Origin of the sequence: Ferruginibacter albus (assembly GCF_020042285.1) — a bacterium.
Taxonomy (GTDB): domain Bacteria; phylum Bacteroidota; class Bacteroidia; order Chitinophagales; family Chitinophagaceae; genus Ferruginibacter; species Ferruginibacter albus.
Genome location: NZ_CP083388.1, coordinates 368,222 through 387,516 on the forward strand (window position 1 = coordinate 368,222; position 19,295 = coordinate 387,516).

Annotated in this window: 18 protein-coding genes and 1 tRNA gene; 16 read left to right on the forward strand and 3 right to left on the reverse strand. The window is 36.6% G+C overall.

Annotation, left to right across the window (positions count from 1 at the left end; genetic code table 11):
• Nucleotides 1–199 precede the first annotated feature (199 nt).
• From K9M53_RS01645 to K9M53_RS01660, 4 genes are all read left to right on the forward strand, one after another.
• On the forward strand, nt 200–466 hold the full coding sequence (locus K9M53_RS01645; RefSeq protein ID WP_224017355.1) for a hypothetical protein: 267 nt from the start codon (nt 200–202) through the stop codon (nt 464–466).
• Nucleotides 467–597: 131 nt separating this feature from the next.
• Nucleotides 598–1,380, forward strand: a complete 783-nt coding sequence (locus tag K9M53_RS01650; protein WP_224017358.1) for an MBL fold metallo-hydrolase — start codon at nt 598–600, stop codon at nt 1,378–1,380.
• A 43-nt stretch (nt 1,381–1,423) separates the two neighbouring features.
• Nucleotides 1,424–2,359, forward strand: coding sequence for a ComEA family DNA-binding protein (locus K9M53_RS01655; RefSeq protein WP_224017360.1), 936 nt, complete (start codon nt 1,424–1,426; stop codon nt 2,357–2,359).
• A gap of 31 nt (nt 2,360–2,390) precedes the next feature.
• The gene (locus K9M53_RS01660; RefSeq protein WP_315857672.1) at nt 2,391–3,536 is read left to right on the forward strand and encodes an acyl-CoA dehydrogenase family protein; all 1,146 of its coding nucleotides are present in this window, start codon (nt 2,391–2,393) and stop codon (nt 3,534–3,536) included.
• Nucleotides 3,537–3,586: 50 nt separating this feature from the next.
• On the opposite strand, the gene K9M53_RS01665 is transcribed toward K9M53_RS01660, so the two are convergent.
• Both K9M53_RS01665 and K9M53_RS01670 read right to left on the reverse strand, forming a co-directional pair.
• Entirely contained in the window at nt 3,587–3,835 is a 249-nt protein-coding gene (locus K9M53_RS01665; protein ID WP_224017363.1) for an HU family DNA-binding protein, read from the reverse strand.
• Nucleotides 3,836–3,867: 32 nt separating this feature from the next.
• Nucleotides 3,868–6,117 carry a RelA/SpoT family protein gene (locus tag K9M53_RS01670; protein ID WP_224017366.1) on the reverse strand — a complete coding sequence of 750 codons (2,250 nt, stop codon included), beginning with the start codon at nt 6,115–6,117 and terminating at the stop codon, nt 3,868–3,870.
• A 164-nt stretch (nt 6,118–6,281) separates the two neighbouring features.
• Between K9M53_RS01670 and K9M53_RS01675 the strand changes: the two genes are divergently transcribed.
• A complete protein-coding gene (locus K9M53_RS01675; RefSeq protein WP_224017369.1) occupies nt 6,282–6,773 on the forward strand; it encodes a hypothetical protein in 492 nt (163 codons plus the stop codon).
• A 47-nt stretch (nt 6,774–6,820) separates the two neighbouring features.
• On the opposite strand, the gene K9M53_RS01680 is transcribed toward K9M53_RS01675, so the two are convergent.
• Nucleotides 6,821–8,461 (reverse strand): GDSL-type esterase/lipase family protein, encoded by a 1,641-nt coding sequence (locus K9M53_RS01680; RefSeq protein WP_224017372.1) that lies wholly within the window; start codon nt 8,459–8,461, stop codon nt 6,821–6,823.
• Nucleotides 8,462–8,707: 246 nt separating this feature from the next.
• On the opposite strand from K9M53_RS01680, the gene K9M53_RS01685 reads away from it, so the two are divergent.
• The 11 genes from K9M53_RS01685 to K9M53_RS01735 all read left to right on the forward strand — a co-directional run bounded on the left by K9M53_RS01685 (nt 8,708) and on the right by K9M53_RS01735 (nt 19,292).
• Nucleotides 8,708–8,789, forward strand: a tRNA-Leu gene (locus K9M53_RS01685).
• Nucleotides 8,790–8,834: 45 nt separating this feature from the next.
• Nucleotides 8,835–10,202: a trigger factor gene (tig, locus tag K9M53_RS01690; protein WP_224017374.1), complete on the forward strand. Its 1,368-nt coding sequence runs from the start codon at nt 8,835–8,837 to the stop codon at nt 10,200–10,202.
• Between the two features lie 177 nt (nt 10,203–10,379).
• Nucleotides 10,380–11,072, forward strand: a complete 693-nt coding sequence (locus tag K9M53_RS01695) for a ClpP family protease (protein WP_224017376.1) — start codon at nt 10,380–10,382, stop codon at nt 11,070–11,072.
• Nucleotides 11,073–11,164: 92 nt separating this feature from the next.
• Nucleotides 11,165–11,788, forward strand: coding sequence for a ClpP family protease (locus K9M53_RS01700; RefSeq protein WP_224017377.1), 624 nt, complete (start codon nt 11,165–11,167; stop codon nt 11,786–11,788).
• Nucleotides 11,789–11,963: 175 nt separating this feature from the next.
• Nucleotides 11,964–13,205 carry an ATP-dependent Clp protease ATP-binding subunit ClpX gene (clpX, locus tag K9M53_RS01705; protein ID WP_224017378.1) on the forward strand — a complete coding sequence of 414 codons (1,242 nt, stop codon included), beginning with the start codon at nt 11,964–11,966 and terminating at the stop codon, nt 13,203–13,205.
• 242 nt (nt 13,206–13,447) lie between these two features.
• Nucleotides 13,448–14,710 (forward strand): adenylosuccinate synthase, encoded by a 1,263-nt coding sequence (locus tag K9M53_RS01710; protein WP_224017379.1) that lies wholly within the window; start codon nt 13,448–13,450, stop codon nt 14,708–14,710.
• A gap of 89 nt (nt 14,711–14,799) precedes the next feature.
• A complete protein-coding gene (locus tag K9M53_RS01715) occupies nt 14,800–15,243 on the forward strand; it encodes a hypothetical protein (RefSeq protein WP_224017380.1) in 444 nt (147 codons plus the stop codon).
• A 69-nt stretch (nt 15,244–15,312) separates the two neighbouring features.
• A complete protein-coding gene (locus K9M53_RS01720; protein ID WP_224017383.1) occupies nt 15,313–16,590 on the forward strand; it encodes an anthranilate synthase component I family protein in 1,278 nt (425 codons plus the stop codon).
• A gap of 113 nt (nt 16,591–16,703) precedes the next feature.
• The gene (locus K9M53_RS01725) at nt 16,704–17,195 is read left to right on the forward strand and encodes a glucosaminidase domain-containing protein (RefSeq protein ID WP_224017386.1); all 492 of its coding nucleotides are present in this window, start codon (nt 16,704–16,706) and stop codon (nt 17,193–17,195) included.
• The gene (locus tag K9M53_RS01730) at nt 17,192–18,553 is read left to right on the forward strand and encodes an SGNH/GDSL hydrolase family protein (RefSeq protein ID WP_224017389.1); all 1,362 of its coding nucleotides are present in this window, start codon (nt 17,192–17,194) and stop codon (nt 18,551–18,553) included. Before K9M53_RS01725 ends, K9M53_RS01730 begins: the two co-directional genes overlap by 4 nt.
• A complete protein-coding gene (locus tag K9M53_RS01735; RefSeq protein ID WP_224017391.1) occupies nt 18,531–19,292 on the forward strand; it encodes a DUF459 domain-containing protein in 762 nt (253 codons plus the stop codon). Before K9M53_RS01730 ends, K9M53_RS01735 begins: the two co-directional genes overlap by 23 nt.
• Nucleotides 19,293–19,295 lie beyond the last annotated feature (3 nt).

Sequence of the window (19,295 nt, forward strand, 5' to 3'; positions counted from 1 at the left end):
CCGGAATTACAACTCTGAAGGATCGGGATTAACAAAAGCAAATAAAAATATCTCGCCATTTATTATTGTTGTTCGTCAAATATAAATCACAATGCAAAGTATTTATTAACGTTTGTTGAAAAACTTTTTTCATAATTAATTGTAATAGATAGAAGTTGCACTGTTTTTAACCCATTTTGTTCTAAAAGAGAATTTTGCGATGAAATATACACAAACCACCCTTGATAAAATAGAGAGAATTGTAGAAGAAGGAGGTTACTTGCTTCGTTATGAGAAGGGAACTTTTCAAAGCGGGTACTGTGTTTTAAAAGAAAAGAAAGTAGTAGTGTTAAATAAATTTTTTCAAACAGAAGGAAGAATAAATACACTGGTAGATCTATTACCGCAATTAGATATTCACATCGATTTACTCACACATGAAAGCCAAAAAATGCTTGACGAGGTAATGAGCATAGAGCATGAGTAAAGAATAGTCTCATTAAGGCAGAGAAAAAGAATTTACTTTGGTGTCTGTGAAAGTTTTTCAAAATATTTCCCTCCTAATTACATAATGCCCTGTGTTTCTGGACTCTGTAAGAATAGTTTTATTTTTGTACAGTGAGCTATCCTCCATTAAAAATAACATTTTTGGGAACCGGCACCAGTAGCGGTGTTCCGATGATTGCCTGCGATTGTGAGGTTTGCACATCTACCAATAAAAAAGATAAACGTTTACGCAGCAGCATTTTGGTACAAAGTGCAACAACAACTTTAGTAGTAGATACAACGCCTGATTTCCGTTATCAAATGTTGAGAGAAAATGTAAAAAAGCTCGATGCAGTTCTATTTACACATCCTCATAAGGATCATATTGCAGGGTTGGACGATGTAAAAGCATTTAATTGGTTTTTAAAAAAGCCAATGCAGATATTTTCGAATGCATTAACGGAAGAGGCATTAAAAAGAGAATTTGCCTATGCCTTTGCTGATAAAAAATATCCGGGAATACCGGAGTTAACGTTAAACACCATTGATGAAAGCAATTCCTTTACAATAGGCGATATTACTGTGACACCTATTTTGGTTTGGCACTTAAAAATGCCGGTATTGGCTTTTCGTTTTGGTGATTTTACCTATATTACTGATGCCAATCGTATCGATGAAAGTGAGAAAGAAAAAATAAAAGGCAGTAAGATAATGGTAGTAAATGCATTGAGGCACGATAAACATATCTCTCACTATACATTAGATGAAGCCATTGCGCTTGCCCGCGAACTGGAAATTCCTCAAACTTATTTAACGCATATCAGCCACCAGTTGGGTAAATACGAGGACGTAGAACCTACGCTTCCGGCCGGAATAAATTTAGCTTATGACGGGATGCAACTTTTGATAGGTTAAAATCTTCATAGTAGAGATTCTTGACCCTTCAAAATATGATCATATGCTTAACAAAGAAACGTATTCCTACTTTTCTTTTACAAAAAAAGAACGCAGAGGTATCCTTGTTTTAGTTTCCCTTATTTTATTTTTTCTCCTTATTCCTTTTACATATTCTCTTTTTAACAAGCCAAAACAATATAGTCATGAGGAGTTTGAAAAAGAAATTACGCAATTGCAATCGGCACAAAAAACAGATAGTTTTAGTAAAAACAATTTTGAAAGAAACATTGCCTTATATAACGAGCCAATAGAAAATAAAGAAGTAGAATTACCAACCGAATTATTTTATTTCAATCCTAATACACTTGATGCGGCAGGATGGAAACGTTTAGGAATAAAAGATAAGACCATTGCAACCATACAGAAATATTTATCGAAAGGCGGCAAGTTTTATAAGCCGGAAGATATTGGTAAAATATGGGGAATTGCTCCTGATAAAGCACAGCAATTAATTCCTTACATAAACATTGAACCTAAACAATTATCTAATTATGCTCAAACTTTTACTTATGAAAAGAAAGAATATAAAAAAGAAATTGTTTTGGTTGATATAAATGTAGCGGATACAACTGCTTTTATTGCATTGCCCGGAATAGGAAACAAGCTTGCCAACAGGATAATAAACTTTAGAAATAAACTAGGTGGGTTTTACTCTGTTGAACAGGTTGGAGAAACATTCGGCTTGCCTGATTCTACTTTTCAAAAAATAAAACCTCGGTTACAATTAAATATTACCAACCTTGCTCAAATAAATATCAATACAGCCACTGTTGATGAAATGAAACAACATCCTTATATGCGTTATGCCATTGCCAATGCAGTGGTGCAATATCGCAATCAACATGGAAATTACACTTCTGTTGCTGACGTCAAAAAAGTTGTTTTAGTGACGGATGAAATTTATAAAAAGCTTTCACCTTATTTAAAAGTTGATTAAATTGTAGTACAACTAATACAGCAGCACGGTTATGTCAATGAATTTTGAAATAGATGAAGTTACACAGCAAGTAGCTCAAACAGCAAGAGATTTTGCCAATCAATATATTAAGCCATTTGTAATGAAATGGGATGAAGCACAGGAGTTCCCGATAAAAATATTTAAGCAATTGGGTGAATTGGGAATGATGGGAGTGTTGGTTCCTGAAGAATATGGTGGTGCAGGTTTAAGTTATTTTGAATATAATGTTGTGATACAGGAAGTAGCCAAAGTATGTGGCGCAATTGGATTAAGTGTGGCAGCACATAACTCCCTTTGTACCGGGCATATTTTAAGTTTTGGCAGTGAAGAACAAAAGAAAAAATATCTGCCCAAATTAGCTACCGCAGAATATATTGGTGCCTGGGGATTAACCGAAGCTACTACCGGTAGTGATGCAGGAAACATGAAAACAACTGCCGTAAAAGATGGAGATGACTGGATATTAAATGGAACTAAAAATTGGATCACTCATGGTAAAAGCGGTGATGTGGCTGTAGTGATCTGTAGAACAGGATTGCCTCGTGCAAAGGATAGTTCCACTGCGTTTATAGTTGACCGTGATACTATGGGTTTCAGTGCCGGTAAAAAAGAAAATAAATTGGGAATGCGTGCCAGCGAAACTACCGAAATGATCTTTGATAATTGCAGGATACCAGATGCAAATCGGTTAGGCAGCGTAGGTGACGGGTTTCACCAGGCCATGAAAGTATTGGATGGCGGTCGTATCTCTATTGCTGCATTAAGCTTAGGCATTGCGAAAGGCGCTTATGAAGCAGCACTTCAATATTCAAAAGAAAGAAAGCAATTTGACCAACCTATTGCCAACTTCCAGGGAATATCTTTTAAGCTGGCCGACATGGCAACTGAAATCATGGCTGCTGAATTATTAATTAATCAGGCCTGTGATCTAAAGAACCGTAAACAACCGGTTACAAAAGAAGCAGCGATGGCAAAATATTATGCAAGTGAAGTAGCTGTGAAAGTAGCAACCGAAGCCGTACAGATATTTGGAGGATATGGCTATACAAAAGACTTCCCGGTAGAAAAATTTTATCGCGACAGCAAGTTGTGTACTATTGGCGAAGGAACCAGTGAAATTCAGAAATTAGTTATCAGCAGAGAAGTATTAAAATGATTTTCTCGCAGAGACACAGAGTTTTTCTCTGCGCCTCTGCGAGATATAAATTACAAACCGAATTTTCCTTTCAGATCTCCTAAAAAGTCTTCTGCTTTATCGGTAATATTATCCATAATTCCTGAAGAAGAGCCGTCGGTAGCGGTTCCGCCGCTTTGCTGGCTAAATAAGTTTTCTACAGCACCTTCCAGCATCGGGAATTTTTCTTTTACAAAATTCTTTACAGCTTCAATGGCTCCGTTAGCTTGTTCTTGTGTTAAGCCAACTTTTTCTACTAAATGATTGATTAGTTCTTGCATTTTATAAAATTTAATTTTGTTATTAATAAGCCTTACTCTGTATCATATCTTTCTACTCTTTCAATTCCCGGTAAAGTTAGTAAGCGATCGCATAATTCATCCAATTCTTCTCTATCGTGTACAAATATTTTTATGTTGCCTTCAAATACACCTTCTTTTGCTTCGATCGTCATGGCGGAAATATTAAACTTCATTTCACCGCTTATTAAATTAGTTATTTTATGGATCACGCCCACATCATCCAATCCAACAATTTTTAATCCTGTTAAGAAAGAAATTTCTTTGTTCTTTGCCCATTTGGTTTTTACAATGCGATGTCCATAATTTGCCATTAACCTGGCTGCATTCGGGCAATTGGTGCGATGGATCTTCAAGCCTTCTCCTGAAGTTACAAAGCCAAATACATCATCACCGGGAATTGGCTTGCAGCAATTTGCCAAAGAATATTTTATACGGTCGCTGCTTTCACCAAAAATTATAAGCTCAGTATCTTTTTTATTAAATACTTTTTGAGTGTGATCAATTTCAGCTTTGTCCTCTTCAACGTGATGTGGCTTTTCCTTTTTAGGCTGCTCCAGGCGTTCGCCCAAAACATGAAACTCTTTTAACTCTTTAAGATCTATTTCTTTAATAGCAATTTTATAAAAAAGATCAAGGTGAGAATTGAGTTTATAAAAAGCTACTACTTCATCAATATTACCCGGACTGAATGTTGCTCCAATTCCTTCAAACTTACGTTGCAGCGTGTACTTGCCATCATCAGCAATCGATTTCTTCTCTTCCCGTAACGCATCCTTTATTTTAGTTCTTGCTTTGGCAGTAACTACAAAATTCAACCAGTCCTCAGTTGGCTTTTGCTTAGCACTGGTGATAATTTCAACCTGGTCACCGCTTTTTAATTTATAACTGATAGGTACCAGTTTGTGATTTACTTTGGCGCCAATACAACGACTACCTACTACAGAGTGAACCATAAATGCAAAGTCCAATGCTGTAGCACCCGCCGGCAACATCTTCACATCTCCTTTAGGGGTGTACACATATATTTCTTCAGTAAGAAAAGAAGTTTTAAAGTCTTGTAAAAAATCTATTGTGTTACTGTCCTGGTTAGCAAGCGCTTCCCTTATCTGATGAAACCATTTGTCAAAGCGACTTTCATCGGTGGTGCCTTCTTTGTATTTCCAATGTGCGGCCAAACCTTTTTCAGCAATCTCGTTCATACGTTTGGAGCGTATCTGCACTTCCACCCATTTTCCCTGCGGCCCCATTACTGTTGTATGTAATGCTTCATATCCATTGCTTTTCGGATTACTCAGCCAGTCTCTTAACCGTTCGGGAGAAGGATTGTATTCATCTGTAATAGTACTGTACACTTTCCAGCAATCTTCTTTTTCTTTATCAGGAGCAGAATCAACGATTATTCTTATTGCAAACAGGTCATACACTTCTTCAAATGTTACCCCTTTCTTTTTGATTTTACTCCAGATAGAATGAATGCTTTTAGGACGGCCATAGATATCGAATTTAACGTCACTCTTTTCCAGTTTTTCTTTTAACGGGCGAATAAAGTCATTAATATAACGGGTACGTTCACGCTTGGTATCATTCAACTTTTGCGCAATGGAACGATAAGCTTCAGGTTCGAGATATTTCATCGATAGATCTTCCAACTCTGTTTTTATGGAATACAATCCCATACGATGCGCCAACGGTGCATATACGTAAACGGTTTCGCTGCTTATCTTCAATTGCTTCTCCCGTTTCATGCTATCGAGCGTACGCATATTGTGGAGGCGATCAGCTAATTTTATAAGGATTACTCTTGGGTCATCCGTTAACGTTAGTAATATCTTTTTAAAATTCTCTGCCTGTTGCGTGGTATTGCTGTTGGCGTCCATCACGGTGCTTATCTTAGTAAGCCCGTCTACTATTTTGGAAATCTCATTTCCAAATTCGTGCTGAATATCTTCCAGTGTTACGTCCGTGTCTTCAACAGTATCATGCAGCAATGCGCAAATGGTACTACGAACCCCAAGCCCGATCTCTTCCACGCATATCAATGCCACAGCGATAGGATGAAGAATGTAGGGCTCGCCGCTTTTACGACGCATCGTTTTATGCGCTTCTACAGCTATTTCAAAAGCAGTACGAACTGCTTCTTTATCGCCGGGTTTCAACTTTGGCTTTAATGCCCGTAATAAGCCGCGGTACTGGCGCAGTATCTCTTTTTTTTCTTCTTCCTCGCTTAAATTGTACTTATGTATTTTAACGGTGGTTTCCATGCATTACGAATTTACGTAAAAGGGATGAATGAGAGATTTAGGTTATTTTAGTGAAAACGATGTAAAAGTATATTTGTTGTTAGATGAAACTCTTATTGATTTTTATTTTTTTGAGCATAAGCTACCTTTCTTATTGCCAGGAGGATTTGCAAAACATTTATGCAATGACAATTACCAGTAGGCTAAAGAAAGAAGGATATGTTTCCCGGAAAAAGATCATTTTAAATGATTCGACTCAACAGGATTTTAAAAACACGAGATCTTTCCTAATATTTATAAGCAGGCATAGCATACATTTCGATAGTGTCCATAATAAATTCGATACTACTGCCTGGTTTGGAAATTTTAAGGAATTGAGAGATACAGTGTTTTCGTTAAGACCTTATTTTTCATCTTCTGATTCCATTAAAGTAATGTCGCAAACAGATCTGCATAAAATAGGAGGCTGGAGTGGTTTTTATAAAAAGTTTCCTAAATATGCCGGTATTGTTTCTCTGTCTCCTGTTTATTTTGATAAAAGCCGAACAAAGGCGTTTGTTTGCTTGGATCTGGCCAGAACTAAATGCGGTACCGGAAACCGCAGCTATCATTATTTTAAAAAAGATGATAAGGGAATTTGGTATGCTGTCTCAAACCTAATGGCGTTTTTACAATAGATTTGAAAAGACAGAAAGTTGCCGGTATTTAAACCACGCCCAAAAAATTATTTTAAAAATTTTCCATTTTGTATTTGTGTTCCGGTAATTAGCTGAAGATAATATTGTCCTGCCGGAAAATTCCCTACTGGCACCACTTCATTCGTTTTCCATCGTTTGCTCAAAACTCTTATACCTGATTGATCATAAATATTTAATATGCCGGATGAAATGGAAGATGAAGTCAGTTTAATATAATCATTGACCGGGTTAGGATTTACCTGCAATGCCGGTGAAAGGTTATCTTTTGCAGCTGATATAATATTGCTGTAAGTGATTCCGCCATCTTTATCGATCATTTTCATTCTATAATAAATAGCAGGTAAGTTTTTCGCAGACATATCATTGTATTCATACAAATTATTTCCATCTCCCTTTGTTGATATTGTACTTACTGCCTCAAAACTTTTTCCGTCAACAGAACGTTCAATTATAAATTCTTTTGTGTTCAATTCATTTCCGGTTGCCCATTTAAGCTGAATTCCATTTTCGCTTTTAGCGGCATTAAAAGAAAGCAATTGTAACGGTAATGGAACAGAAGTAGTAAAGCTGAATGTGTTTTTGTCGTTAATACCTTTAAAGGAAATATTGTCGCTGTTAAAAAAAGCACCCTGCTCAATTAATAAATAATATTTAGTAGCATTACTCAGCATTGTATTAAAATGTAAGCTCACATTGCCGCTACTTAAAACAACGTTGTAATCGTTGCCCGTAAAAGATTCTACCAATGCATCATTACTAAATCTTCTAAGTTCAATTTTCCCTGTTCCGGTGGTGGTGATGGGTTTGTCAAAGTTTAGCGAAACAGTTAAATTCCTGTTGGCATTGGTGCTGTTATTTTCAGGGTTTGAATGCATGATCACCGGAGGTGTAAACCCTAAGCGTGTGCAAATTGTATCCAATATTTTTTTAGATACAACACGGGAAAAGAAAATATAATGTCCCGAATTATTCACATGGATGTCATCCGATTTATAACTGGTAACAATTTTGCCATCCGCGTCCGCAACGGTGCTCCAAAAGTCTAACGCTTTATCTCCGAATTGTGTATATACCCAATCCCGCTGAGCTTTAAGAGAATCTCTCATACTATTGCTGATATCATTCCGCGGTTGTGAAGTAGTCACCCAAACCGGCACATTGGCTGCATCAGCCAATGCTATAGCTCTTGCATAGTTTGCTTTTTGTTCCGAAAGCCAGAATCCATTTGCAACATCATTCGTAGGTAAATTAATAATGATAGCGTCGGGATTATAACTTAATGCAGCAGTAATATTCCTGCCCGCATCCGGCGATGGACGATCAGAAGGTGGTGTAAAACCTGTTGGACATAAAACCTGGTAAGTAGTGTAACCTCCCAAAGCAAGATTGATAATATTGCTGGAAGCATTTTTTGATCTAACGTAAGCAGCAAAGCGACTTACATATGAACTATCCATAGTGCTGGCACCGGTACCAAAAGAGGTAGACGACCCTAATACAACAATGGTATAAGCATGAATACAATTAATAACATCCGTATCAGTAGGAGGTACAAACAAAGAATGCTTTGAAAATTCTTTATTTATTATATAGTGAGGACCACCCTGAGTAGAATACATTGATATGCATGCAATGAATATCAATGCAAAAGCAGATAGTTTTGACATAAATTCTTTTAATTAATTACGAAAAGGAATAGTGGAATTTTTTATAGGTACGATTCTCCGAAGGATATTATAATACGAAGGATAAGAAACTGTAATTGTTGCTATAAAAGTAAACTCTATTTTTGAAATAAAAGATATATGCTTTCAAAATATTCTCATTTTTAGTAATAATATAATCTTCCTTTTAATCTTTGCCTGATTTACCTTAATTTTGCACCCCCAATACGTTTTCAACTCGAAAACAACCCGGATGTGGCGAAATTGGCAGACGCACTAGACTTAGGATCTAGCGGAGCAATCCATGTAGGTTCGACCCCTATCATCCGGACAAAAGCTTTCAGCATTAAGCTTTAAGCTAAAAGCTAGAAAAGAAATGGCTACAGTAACAAAAGAGAACATCGGTTTATTGAACGAAAAGTTAACCGTGAAGTTGAGCAAGGAAGATTACTTTCCTTCGTTTGAAAAAAAATTAAAAGAATACAGCAAGCAAGCAAATATTCCAGGTTTTAGAAAGGGCATGGTGCCGGTAGGAATGGTGAAAAAAATGTACGGCTCTTCTTTATATGCCGACGAAGTTTTACGTACCGCCGAAAAAGAATTATACAATTACATCAGCAACGAAAAGCCAGACATTTTCGCCCATCCGTTAGCACTTACCGCGGATATTCATAAGCTTGACCTAAACAATCCTTCTGAATACGAATTTGGTTTTGAGATTGGTTTAAAACCATCTTTTGAAATTGCTCCGTTGAGCAAAGCCAATCTTACTTTTCATAAAGTAAAAGTTACCGATGAAATGGTGCAGGATGAAATCAACCGCATGCAGATCAAAGGAGGTAACATGACAGAACCCGAAGTAATTGATAACGATGAAAATGTGGTAAATGTTTTATTCACTGAATCGGATGCAAGCGGTAATGTTATAGAAGGCGGTATTACAAAAGAAAACTCTTTATTACTTAAATATTTCAGCCCTGCTTTGAAAGCACAATTAATGGGCAAAAAGAAAGATGATACTGTTGTTTTTCAATTAGCACAAAGCTTTGAAGGCGATAAGCTGGAAATGATCTTACAAGATCTTGGTTTTGCAAAAGATGACACAGCTGCAGCTCAAAAATATTTCAAACTAGCCATAACAAAAGTTGGATTGGTTGAAAAAAGAGCATTGGATGAAACCTTTTTTAATGAAGTATTTCCAGGTGCAGCAGTTGCAACAGAAGATGAATTCAGAAATAAATTAAGAGAAGAGATTCAACAATATTGGGATAGCCAAAGTCGTAATCAATTGCACGACCAGATATATCATTTTCTGTTAGATGAAACAAAGATGGAATTTCCTGAAGCTTTTTTAAAACGTTGGTTACAAAACGGCGGCGAAAAGCCAAAAACTGCCGATGAAGCAGAAGCGGAATTTCCTTTGTTCAGCAGCCAATTAAAATGGACATTGATCAGCGATAAATTAGTTAAGGATAATAATTTGGAAGTAACGCAACAAGAGCTGAGAGATTTCTTAAAGCAGGAAGTTACCCGTTATATGGGCAACATGAATTTAGGCGATGATACAAGCTGGTTAGACAGCTATGTTGACCGCATGATGCAGGACGAAAAACAAATTGACGGAAGTTATCGTCGTTTGATAACTGAAAAATTATTTAACTGGGCGCAAAGCCAAACCACTCCTAAAGAAGATGAAATAACTCCTGAAGGATTGGCGGCGATACAGCATCACCATCATCATTGATCTGAATTGGATTTATGAGATAAAATGATTGAAACCTTTTGCAAAAGCAAAAGGTTTTTTATTTTAAAATGATTTCTTATTTATTCGTGGCAGCCCGCCAAAAAGTCGCATTATTTTTTTCAGCACACTATTTGGGTTATTCAATCCACTATATTTGTTACACAATAATCTTTGTATATGAATTTTGGAAAAGAATTTGAAAAATACGCCGTAAAACATCGCGGCATCAGCAGTAATACATTGGATGGTTATATTAAACATAATGTAACCAATCTTACACCAAACATTATTGAAGAGCGTCCCATGAACATAGCAGTAATGGACGTTTACAGCCGTTTGATGATGGACAGGATCATCTTCATGGGTTACCCCGTAAGTGATGAAGTGGCTAATATCATCACTGCACAATTATTGTTTTTGGAGAGCACCGATCGTACGAAAGATATTCAAATGTATATCAACTCCCCGGGTGGAAGTGTATATGCAGGTCTTGGAATGTACGATACAATGATGTTCGTTACACCTGACATTGCAACCATTTGCACAGGCATTGCAGCAAGTATGGCAGCCGTATTAATGTGTGCCGGATCAAAAGGTAAACGCACAGCTCTAAAGCATAGCCGTATTATGTTACATCAGCCAAGCGGCGGAGCTGGTGGACAAGCTTCCGATATTGAGATCACCGTAAACGAGGTGAAAAAATTAAAGAAAGAATTATACGAAGTAATTGCCACTCATACCGGGCAACCTATTGAAAAGGTTGCGGAAGATTGTAGTCGTGATTACTGGCTTACTTCTTTAGAAGCAAAAGATTATGGTTTGGTAGATGAAGTATTGTTGGTAAACCCCAAAAAACAAAAGAAAGATTAATCTATAACATTGATTCCTGCTAATTGCACAGATGAATGAACTACTTTACATAGTGCAATTAGTTTCAGTTCGTGAAATAAAACCAATAAAAAATGAAATTATATACAAACTACCGCACACGGTTAAACGAAGATGAAGAGCCTAAAGAAGCTCCCGAAAATCCAATGGAAAAAATGATGGGTAGCTGGCAGTTCGACAAAAAATTTATAGAGCAACGAAAGATATTTTTATGGGGAGTAGTAGATGACAAAAGTGCTCGTGATATTACAGCACGCCTGCTTTATTTAGAAGCCATTGACCCGGGAAAAGAAATTACGTTTTATATAAATAGTCCTGGAGGTATTGTAACCAGTGGTATGGTAATGTACGATACCATGCAAATGATAAGTTCACCTGTAAGCACCGTATGTATGGGGATGGCTGCCAGTATGGGAAGTATCTTATTAAGTGGTGGCGCAAAAGGTCGCAGGTTTATTTTTCCTCATGGCGAAGTTATGATACACCAGCCAAGCGGCGGTGCACAAGGTGTAAGTGCTGATCTGGAGATCATGGCAGAACAAATTAAAAAGACCAAAGAAATGGGCGCTCGTATTTTGGCAGAGAATTGCGGACAAACTTTTGAAAAAATAATGAAAGACTTTGATCGTGATTACTGGATGGATGCGAAAGAATCAGTAGCCTATGGAATTGTGGATGGCGTGATCGACAAGATCTAAGTATGTTTTTAATTCATAATATTAGCCTTGCGGAAGCAAGGCTTTTTTGTATTTCAGTATCTTTTGTAGGATTATTCTCCTTTCTCACAACATTTTGTTCAAGATTTACGTCAAATAGCTATAAATAGTGAATCTCATTGATTAAATTTGCGATTCATTCGGTAAAATAATTTTAATGGCTAAACAGCAAACTTTACACTGTTCGTTTTGTGGAAGAAACCGCGATGAGGTTAAAATACTCATTGCCGGTCAGGAAGGGCATATTTGTGAGAACTGCGTAGAGCATGCACAGGAAATTATCGGACAGGAATTAATGGCTTATCCTGATTCTAAAAATGTAACAAGTGGTATTGGCAAATTGACTGTCAGAAAACCGATCGAAATAAAGAAATTTTTAGATGAATACGTGGTTGGCCAGGACGATGCGAAGAAAGTACTTTCAGTAGCAGTTTACAATCATTATAAAAGATTAAGTCAGAAAATTGAAAATGATGTTGAGATTGAAAAAAGCAACATCATTATGGTAGGAGAAACAGGAACGGGTAAAACATTATTGGCAAAAACAATTGCTAAAATGTTGAATGTTCCGTTTGCGATTGTGGATGCAACGGTATTTACAGAAGCAGGTTATGTAGGGGAAGATGTGGAAAGCATGTTAAGCCGCTTATTACAGGCTTGTAATTACGATGTAACTGCTGCAGAAAAAGGAATTGTATTTATTGATGAAATAGATAAGATAGCACGTAAAAGCGATAATCCTTCAATTACACGTGATGTAAGCGGAGAAGGTGTACAGCAAGGATTATTGAAGTTATTGGAAGGAACAGAAGTATTAGTTCCACCACAGGGAGGGCGTAAGCACCCTGAACAAAAGTTGATCAAAGTAAATACACAAAATATATTGTTTATCTGCGGTGGCGCTTTTGACGGTGTTGATAGAATAATTGCCCGCCGTGTAAATACACACTCTATCGGGTTTAATGTAAATAAAGAGCTACAGGATTTTCAACAAAAGAATTTATTGCAATTTGTAAATGCAGTAGACCTTAAACATTTTGGTTTGATACCTGAATTATTAGGTCGTTTGCCGGTAGTTACTTACCTGAATCCATTGGATGCTGAAACCTTACGCAGCATTTTAACACAGCCTAAAAACAGTCTCATCAAGCAATTCACTCGTTTGTTTGAATTGGAAAATATTGAATTGAAATTTGAACCTGCAGTATTCGACTTTATGGTTCAAAAGGCGTTGGAGTATAAATTAGGTGCTCGTGGCTTACGCAGTATCTGCGAAAGTATTTTAACCGATGCAATGTATGAACTGCCTTCTCAAAAAGTAAAAACATTTGAAGTAACGCTGGAATATGCAGAACGTAAATTCAACAGCAGCAAAATGAGCATGTTGAAAGTGGCTTAGTTTATAGGGTTACCAGTTTATTTGTTTATAGTTTTCTACATTTTTTCCTTCTGCTTTCAGTTTATTAGGTAGATGTTTTTTTTCCATTTATTTTTACGGCCGCTTAAAATTGATATACAGATTAAATCTGAGATCGTTGAATGATGGTATGCTGTGCAAGAGAGTGACACAACGATGTTGAACAAAGAACTAAATGCTCGTAACAAAATAATAAATATCCAATCTTAAATATTCAGTAATAAATGATAGATGTAATTCTGGGTCTGCAATGGGGCGATGAAGGAAAAGGAAAAATTGTAGACTATTTTGCTCCTAACTATGATGTGATTGCACGATTCCAGGGAGGTCCGAACGCAGGGCACACGCTGTATTTGAATGGTAAAAAAGTAGTGTTGCACCAGATTCCCAGCGGTATTTTTCATGAAGATAAAATAAACCTGATCGGTAACGGCGTAGTGTTGGACCTGGTTACTTTTAAAAAAGAATGTGAAAGCGTTGCTGCATTTGGCGTTGATTATAAAAAGAATTTGTACATCAGCGAACGTACACATTTGATCTTGCCTACGCATAGAGCATTGGACAAAGCGAGTGAATTGGCAAAAGGAAACGATAAGATTGGCTCTACCTTAAAAGGTATTGGACCAACGTATATGGATAAAACCGGTCGCAATGGTTTACGAGTAGGTAATTTGCTGGATAAAGATTTTAAGACTCAATACGAGTCATTAAAAGCGAAACATCAGCAGATGCTGGACAATTATAATTTTAGTGAAGATATCAGCGCGTGGGAAAATGATTTCTTTGAAGCAATAGAATTTATCAAAGAATTTAAGATCGTAAATGGCGAATACTTTATCAACGAAAAACTTAGAGAAGGAAAAAGAATATTAGCGGAAGGTGCTCAAGGAAGCATGCTGGATGTAGATTTTGGAACTTTTCCTTTTGTTACCAGCAGCAATACAATTTCTGCGGGTGTGTGTACCGGGTTGGGTGTAGCACCGCAAAAAATTAAAGAAGTATTTGGTATCACAAAAGCTTACTGTACTCGTGTAGGTAGTGGTCCTTTTCCAACGGAGTTGCATGATGAAACCGGTGAGTTAATTCGGAAGATCGGAAATGAATTTGGAAGCACAACAGGAAGACCTCGTCGTTGTGGATGGATTGACTTGGTAGCACTTGATTTTGCATGTATGATAAATGGTGTTACGCAATTGATCATTACTAAAACGGATGTATTAGATAGCTTGGATGAATTGAAAGTGTGTACGGCGTATAAAATTGATGGCGAAGAGAAAAAGTGTGTACCGATGCAATTGAATAAGATAGATGCCGTACCGGTGTACAAAAGCTTTCCGGGTTGGCAAAAGGATATTACAGCAATCAGTTCGTACAATGATTTTCCGGGTAAACTGACAGAATACCTGGATTATTTGAATAATTATCTGAAAGTGCCGGTTAAATATATCAGTAATGGACCAAACAGGGAACAATTGGTAACGGCATAAGGCAAAAAATATTATTAAAAAAATTATCAATTTTTTTTGGCTAATTAAAAATCTCTAAGAAATTTTACAGTGCAATAAATTGGTTAACTATGGCTGCAAAATCTGACAACGAAAAAAAGACAACTCCAAAGAAAGCTGCTCCTGAAAAGAAAGCAGAATCGAAAGCATCTTCTAAAGCAAAAAAAGACGAGGATGAAGATGATGATGACGATGATTTTGAGGAAACTCCCAAAGCTGCAAAAGGAAAAGCTTCTAAAAGCAAGGGTGAAGACGATGACGATGATGATGATTTAGAAGAGGAAGATGATGATAACTGGGGTAAAGAAGATGAAGACGATAGTTGGGATCCTGACTTTGAAGAGTTTGATCTGCCTAAATCGAAAGGTAAAAAATCAACCGGCGGTGGTAGCGGTGCTAAAAAAGGCAAAGGTGATGATGATGATGACGATCTTAAAATGGACGACTTTAAAGACCTTGGCTTTGACGATGACTTAGGCGGCGGTGGCGGCTTTGATGATGACGATGATTTTTAAGCGTGCATCGTGAAAAGTAAATCGTGAAATATCAAGTTTGCTTTTCTTTGCAGGAAGTAAACAATATACGTGAAAGAAGGTCAATCTTTTTTAATAGATAATTTTAACGACTTTAAAATAAAGATGTTGAATTGGGCAAACCGGTTCAACATCTTTTGTTTTTTAGATAATCTCCATTACAATTTTAATGAACCGGCTTTTGAATGTTTGTTGGCAGCAGGTGTACAGCACCGCATTGAAATGCAGGCAGGAAAGGCATTTAACGGCTTAAAGGATTTTTATTCTCAGCATAAAAATAAATGGTTGTTCGGGCATTTTGGGTATGATCTTAAGAATGAAACCGAGCAATTACAATCAAATAATTTTGATGGAATCGGCTTTGCAGACATACATTTTTTTGTTCCTGAAATTGTATTGCAGTTAAATGAAAGGCAGCTAACTGTTTTTTGTGATGGTGATGCGGCAGCAATTTTTAAAAATATTTCCGAACAAACAATTGCAGAAGAAAATAGCCAGGCATCTTTTGAAATTAAAAACAGGATCAGCAAAGAAGATTATATAAGCTCCATCAAAAAAATTCAACAGCATATTTTACGTGGCGATTGCTATGAGTTGAATTTTTGCCAGGAATTTTTTGCCCAACCTGTTACAATAGATATTCTTTCTACTTATAAAAAATTGTCTGCTGTTTCTCCTAATCCATTTGCAGCATTGTATAAGGTAAATGACCGGTATTGTATCTGTGCAAGTCCAGAACGTTATTTAAAAAAAGCAGGAAATAAAATTTTCTCTCAACCTATTAAAGGAACATCAAGCAGAAATGAAAATAAAAATATTGACGATGCCAATAAGCAGCATTTATTAAACAGTCAAAAAGAAAAGAGTGAGAATGTAATGGTGGTGGACCTAGTAAGAAATGATCTTAGTAAAATTTGTAAAGAGGCCACAGTTAAAGTAGATGAGTTATTTGGCATTTATAGTTTCCCGCAGGTGCATCAAATGATAAGTACCATAAGCGGAGAAATTAAAGATGATATTGATTGGGTTAATGCTGTGAAAGCTACTTTTCCGATGGGTTCTATGACCGGCGCTCCTAAAAAAAGAGTAATGCAATTGATTGAGCAATACGAGCAAACCAAACGTGGATTGTTCTCGGGCTCTATTGGCTATATAAACCCAAACGGTGATTTTGATTTTAATGTAGTGATAAGAAGTACTTTGTACAATGCTGAAGCAAAATATCTTTCTTTTCAAACCGGCTCTGCTATTACATTTTATAGTAATGCAGAAGAAGAGTATAATGAATGCTTGCTGAAAGCAGCAGCAATAAAATCAGTATTAAAGTAATTGGGTTGCATCTTATAAAAAGCTAATTATCAACACCCCGTTGATTTTTATATTCTTTATAACATGCCCATTTGTATTTTTAGATTGTTATATTTATGGTATAAATAATTGCCATGAATAAACTTCGATTGCTGTTAGTGGCTGTATTTCTGGTAAGTTCAAGCCTTTGCCCGGCACAAAAAGTAACCACAAGCTATATAGAAAAATATTTGCCTTTAGCAAAAGAGCTATCAACGCAATGGGGTATTCCGGTGGCAGTTATTTTAGGTGTTTCTATATTAGAATCGGGAAGTGGTACCAGTATTAATTGCAGGCAATTGAACAATTTTTTCGGAGTGAAGGGAAAGAATCATTTAAGAAAGAGAAAAACAAAATATAAGCAATATATATCCGCACGGGCGTCGTTCGAAGATTTTTGCAGGATATTATCAACAAAAAAATATTATGCAAAACTGAAAGGAAATACGAATTATAATTTATGGTTGACAGCGATGAATCACCATAATTATGCAGGTGCTAAAGATGTGTGGGGTCCAAGAATTAGATCACTTATTAAAAAACACAGGCTGATGAAATATGATCAGCCGGATGCGGTTAGTCAATGAATGTAAAAAAGAAAGTATTGTTGTTTAATATTTTTTTCCTGTTGCTGCTGTTGGCGGCAACTTTTTTATTTGAATGGAAACCAACCCTTGCCGGTGAAAGTATGCGACGGGTAAGCATTTTAGCTGATATACAAAAAGACAGTCTTCGGGATAAGATTGCAATATCCAACACAACCGATTGTACAACCGTTGCCAAACAAAATATTTCGATAAAGAATTACGCTACTTATAATGGTTTGATCAACTCGTCGGGTAAAGAATTTGCTCTGCAGGATTTCTTGCAAAAATTATTGGAGCTTAAACAAAAGAAACGGAAAAAAATACGCATTGCTTATTTTGGGGATTCGATGATTGAAGGCGACCTGATCACTGCTGACATACGGGAACAACTGCAAAATATTTTTGGAGGAGGTGGGGTTGGGTTTGTACCTGTAACTTCAATTGTGGCCGGTTTCAGGCAAACGGTTATCCATTCTTTTTCTTCTGATTGGAAGGATGTAAATTTTAAATCGGATGATAAAGCCGGTAGCGACCTGTTTATTTCCGGGCATAGTTTTTTTGCCGGAGAAAACAGTTGGGTAAGTTATAAAACAGTAAATCGTCCACACTTAAATAGCTTTAATACAGTTTCGGTGTTGTATGGAAAACCTGCCGAAGGAGAAAGTAATTCAGCTACGCTAACTATTAATGGCAATGCACAAGCAATTACTGCAACAGGTTTATTCAATTCTTTTGAGACCAAAGTAAATGAAGGGAAAGAGTTGAAACTTGGGTTTTCATCTCCTGACATTCCTTTGTATGGTGCAGCCATGGAAGCCGACAGCGGAATTGTAGTAGATAATTTTTCATTCAGAGGGATCAGTGGCGTAGAGTTTAAATATTTTTCAGAAGAATTTTTAAAACAAGTGCAACAAGAACGTCCATACGATCTGCTGGTATTTCAATATGGCCCTAACTTGTTATTTAAACCTAATCTCACAGATTTTAGTTGGTATCAAAAAATGATGTTGCCCGTATTGAAAAAAATTCATGGTTCTATTCCTGATGCAGACATGCTGATAATCTCCACCGCTGACAAAAGTTTTAAATACGATGATGGCTGGCATACTGCCAAAGGAGTGCAGCCGTTGATTGATGTGCAATACGGTATGGCAAAAAATTGTGGCGCAGATTTTTTCAATTTATATAACGCCATGGGCGGTGAAGATAAGATGGTGAGTTGGGTACAAGGCGATACAGTATATGCCAATAAAGATTATACGCATGTAAATTTTAAAGGAGCACATCGATTTGGTAATTATATTTTCAATGCAATTATGAAAGAATATGATGATTTTGAAAAGCACCCTACTAAGTAGTTTAATTGCATTGCTGGCTTTTGTTAAACCTGCTGCTGGACAAAACATAGGTAATCAGATAATGAATGAACAGGAGCTGAAGCCGATAAAAGAAAAGATAAATAATGCGGATTCATTGCCTACTTTAATTAAGGTGTTACACATTGGGGATTCACACATTAAAGGCGGCGTTTTCTCACAACAATTTATGGAGAAGTTGAATAATTATTATACAGGAAAATATCACGGGAACCTGTTTTTTAACTTCCAATGGTTTTGTAAGATCGGAACAAAATATTCTGATTATAATGAGCTGGCAGAATTAGATAAACAATTAAAAGAAGAACATTTTGACCTGGTGATCATTTCACTAGGAACAAATGATGCGTTTTCCGGTTCATCTAAAACAAATTTTTATGAGAAGATAGATCACCTGGTAAGTAAGATAAAGAGATTAAGCCCGGCAGCTTGTATTTTAATTACCACTCCTTCTGACGCATTGCGCTATAATAAACAAAGAGGGGCTTATTTATCGGAGCCTGAAATAAAAAATGTGACGAATACTTTAATAAAATATGCAGATGAGCATGCTGTTGCATATTGGAACCTGCACCAGGTAATGGGAGGAGAATATTCCATTAATAGTTGGGTGCAAAAAAAACTGGCTCAACCCGATAGGATACATTTTACACCGAAAGGGTATACTATACTGGCTGATTGGTTGTTTACGGCCTTCATAAACTCAATGCAGGGATTATAATTC

Excerpts from the sequence above, each read along its gene's own strand:
- K9M53_RS01645 (WP_224017355.1), top strand. The coding sequence starts at position 200 with ATGAAATATACACAAACCACCCTTGATAAAATAGAGAGAATTGTAGAA.
- K9M53_RS01655 (WP_224017360.1), top strand. The coding sequence starts at position 1,424 with ATGCTTAACAAAGAAACGTATTCCTACTTTTCTTTTACAAAAAAAGAA.
- K9M53_RS01660 (WP_315857672.1), top strand. The coding sequence starts at position 2,391 with ATGTCAATGAATTTTGAAATAGATGAAGTTACACAGCAAGTAGCTCAA.
- K9M53_RS01665 (WP_224017363.1), bottom strand. The coding sequence starts at position 3,835 with ATGCAAGAACTAATCAATCATTTAGTAGAAAAAGTTGGCTTAACACAA.
- K9M53_RS01670 (WP_224017366.1), bottom strand. The coding sequence starts at position 6,117 with ATGGAAACCACCGTTAAAATACATAAGTACAATTTAAGCGAGGAAGAA.
- K9M53_RS01675 (WP_224017369.1), top strand. The coding sequence starts at position 6,282 with ATGACAATTACCAGTAGGCTAAAGAAAGAAGGATATGTTTCCCGGAAA.
- K9M53_RS01680 (WP_224017372.1), bottom strand. The coding sequence starts at position 8,461 with ATGTCAAAACTATCTGCTTTTGCATTGATATTCATTGCATGCATATCA.
- tig (WP_224017374.1), top strand. The coding sequence starts at position 8,835 with ATGGCTACAGTAACAAAAGAGAACATCGGTTTATTGAACGAAAAGTTA.
- K9M53_RS01695 (WP_224017376.1), top strand. The coding sequence starts at position 10,380 with ATGAATTTTGGAAAAGAATTTGAAAAATACGCCGTAAAACATCGCGGC.
- K9M53_RS01700 (WP_224017377.1), top strand. The coding sequence starts at position 11,165 with ATGAAATTATATACAAACTACCGCACACGGTTAAACGAAGATGAAGAG.
- clpX (WP_224017378.1), top strand. The coding sequence starts at position 11,964 with ATGGCTAAACAGCAAACTTTACACTGTTCGTTTTGTGGAAGAAACCGC.
- K9M53_RS01710 (WP_224017379.1), top strand. The coding sequence starts at position 13,448 with ATGATAGATGTAATTCTGGGTCTGCAATGGGGCGATGAAGGAAAAGGA.
- K9M53_RS01715 (WP_224017380.1), top strand. The coding sequence starts at position 14,800 with ATGGCTGCAAAATCTGACAACGAAAAAAAGACAACTCCAAAGAAAGCT.
- K9M53_RS01725 (WP_224017386.1), top strand. The coding sequence starts at position 16,704 with ATGAATAAACTTCGATTGCTGTTAGTGGCTGTATTTCTGGTAAGTTCA.
- K9M53_RS01730 (WP_224017389.1), top strand. The coding sequence starts at position 17,192 with ATGAATGTAAAAAAGAAAGTATTGTTGTTTAATATTTTTTTCCTGTTG.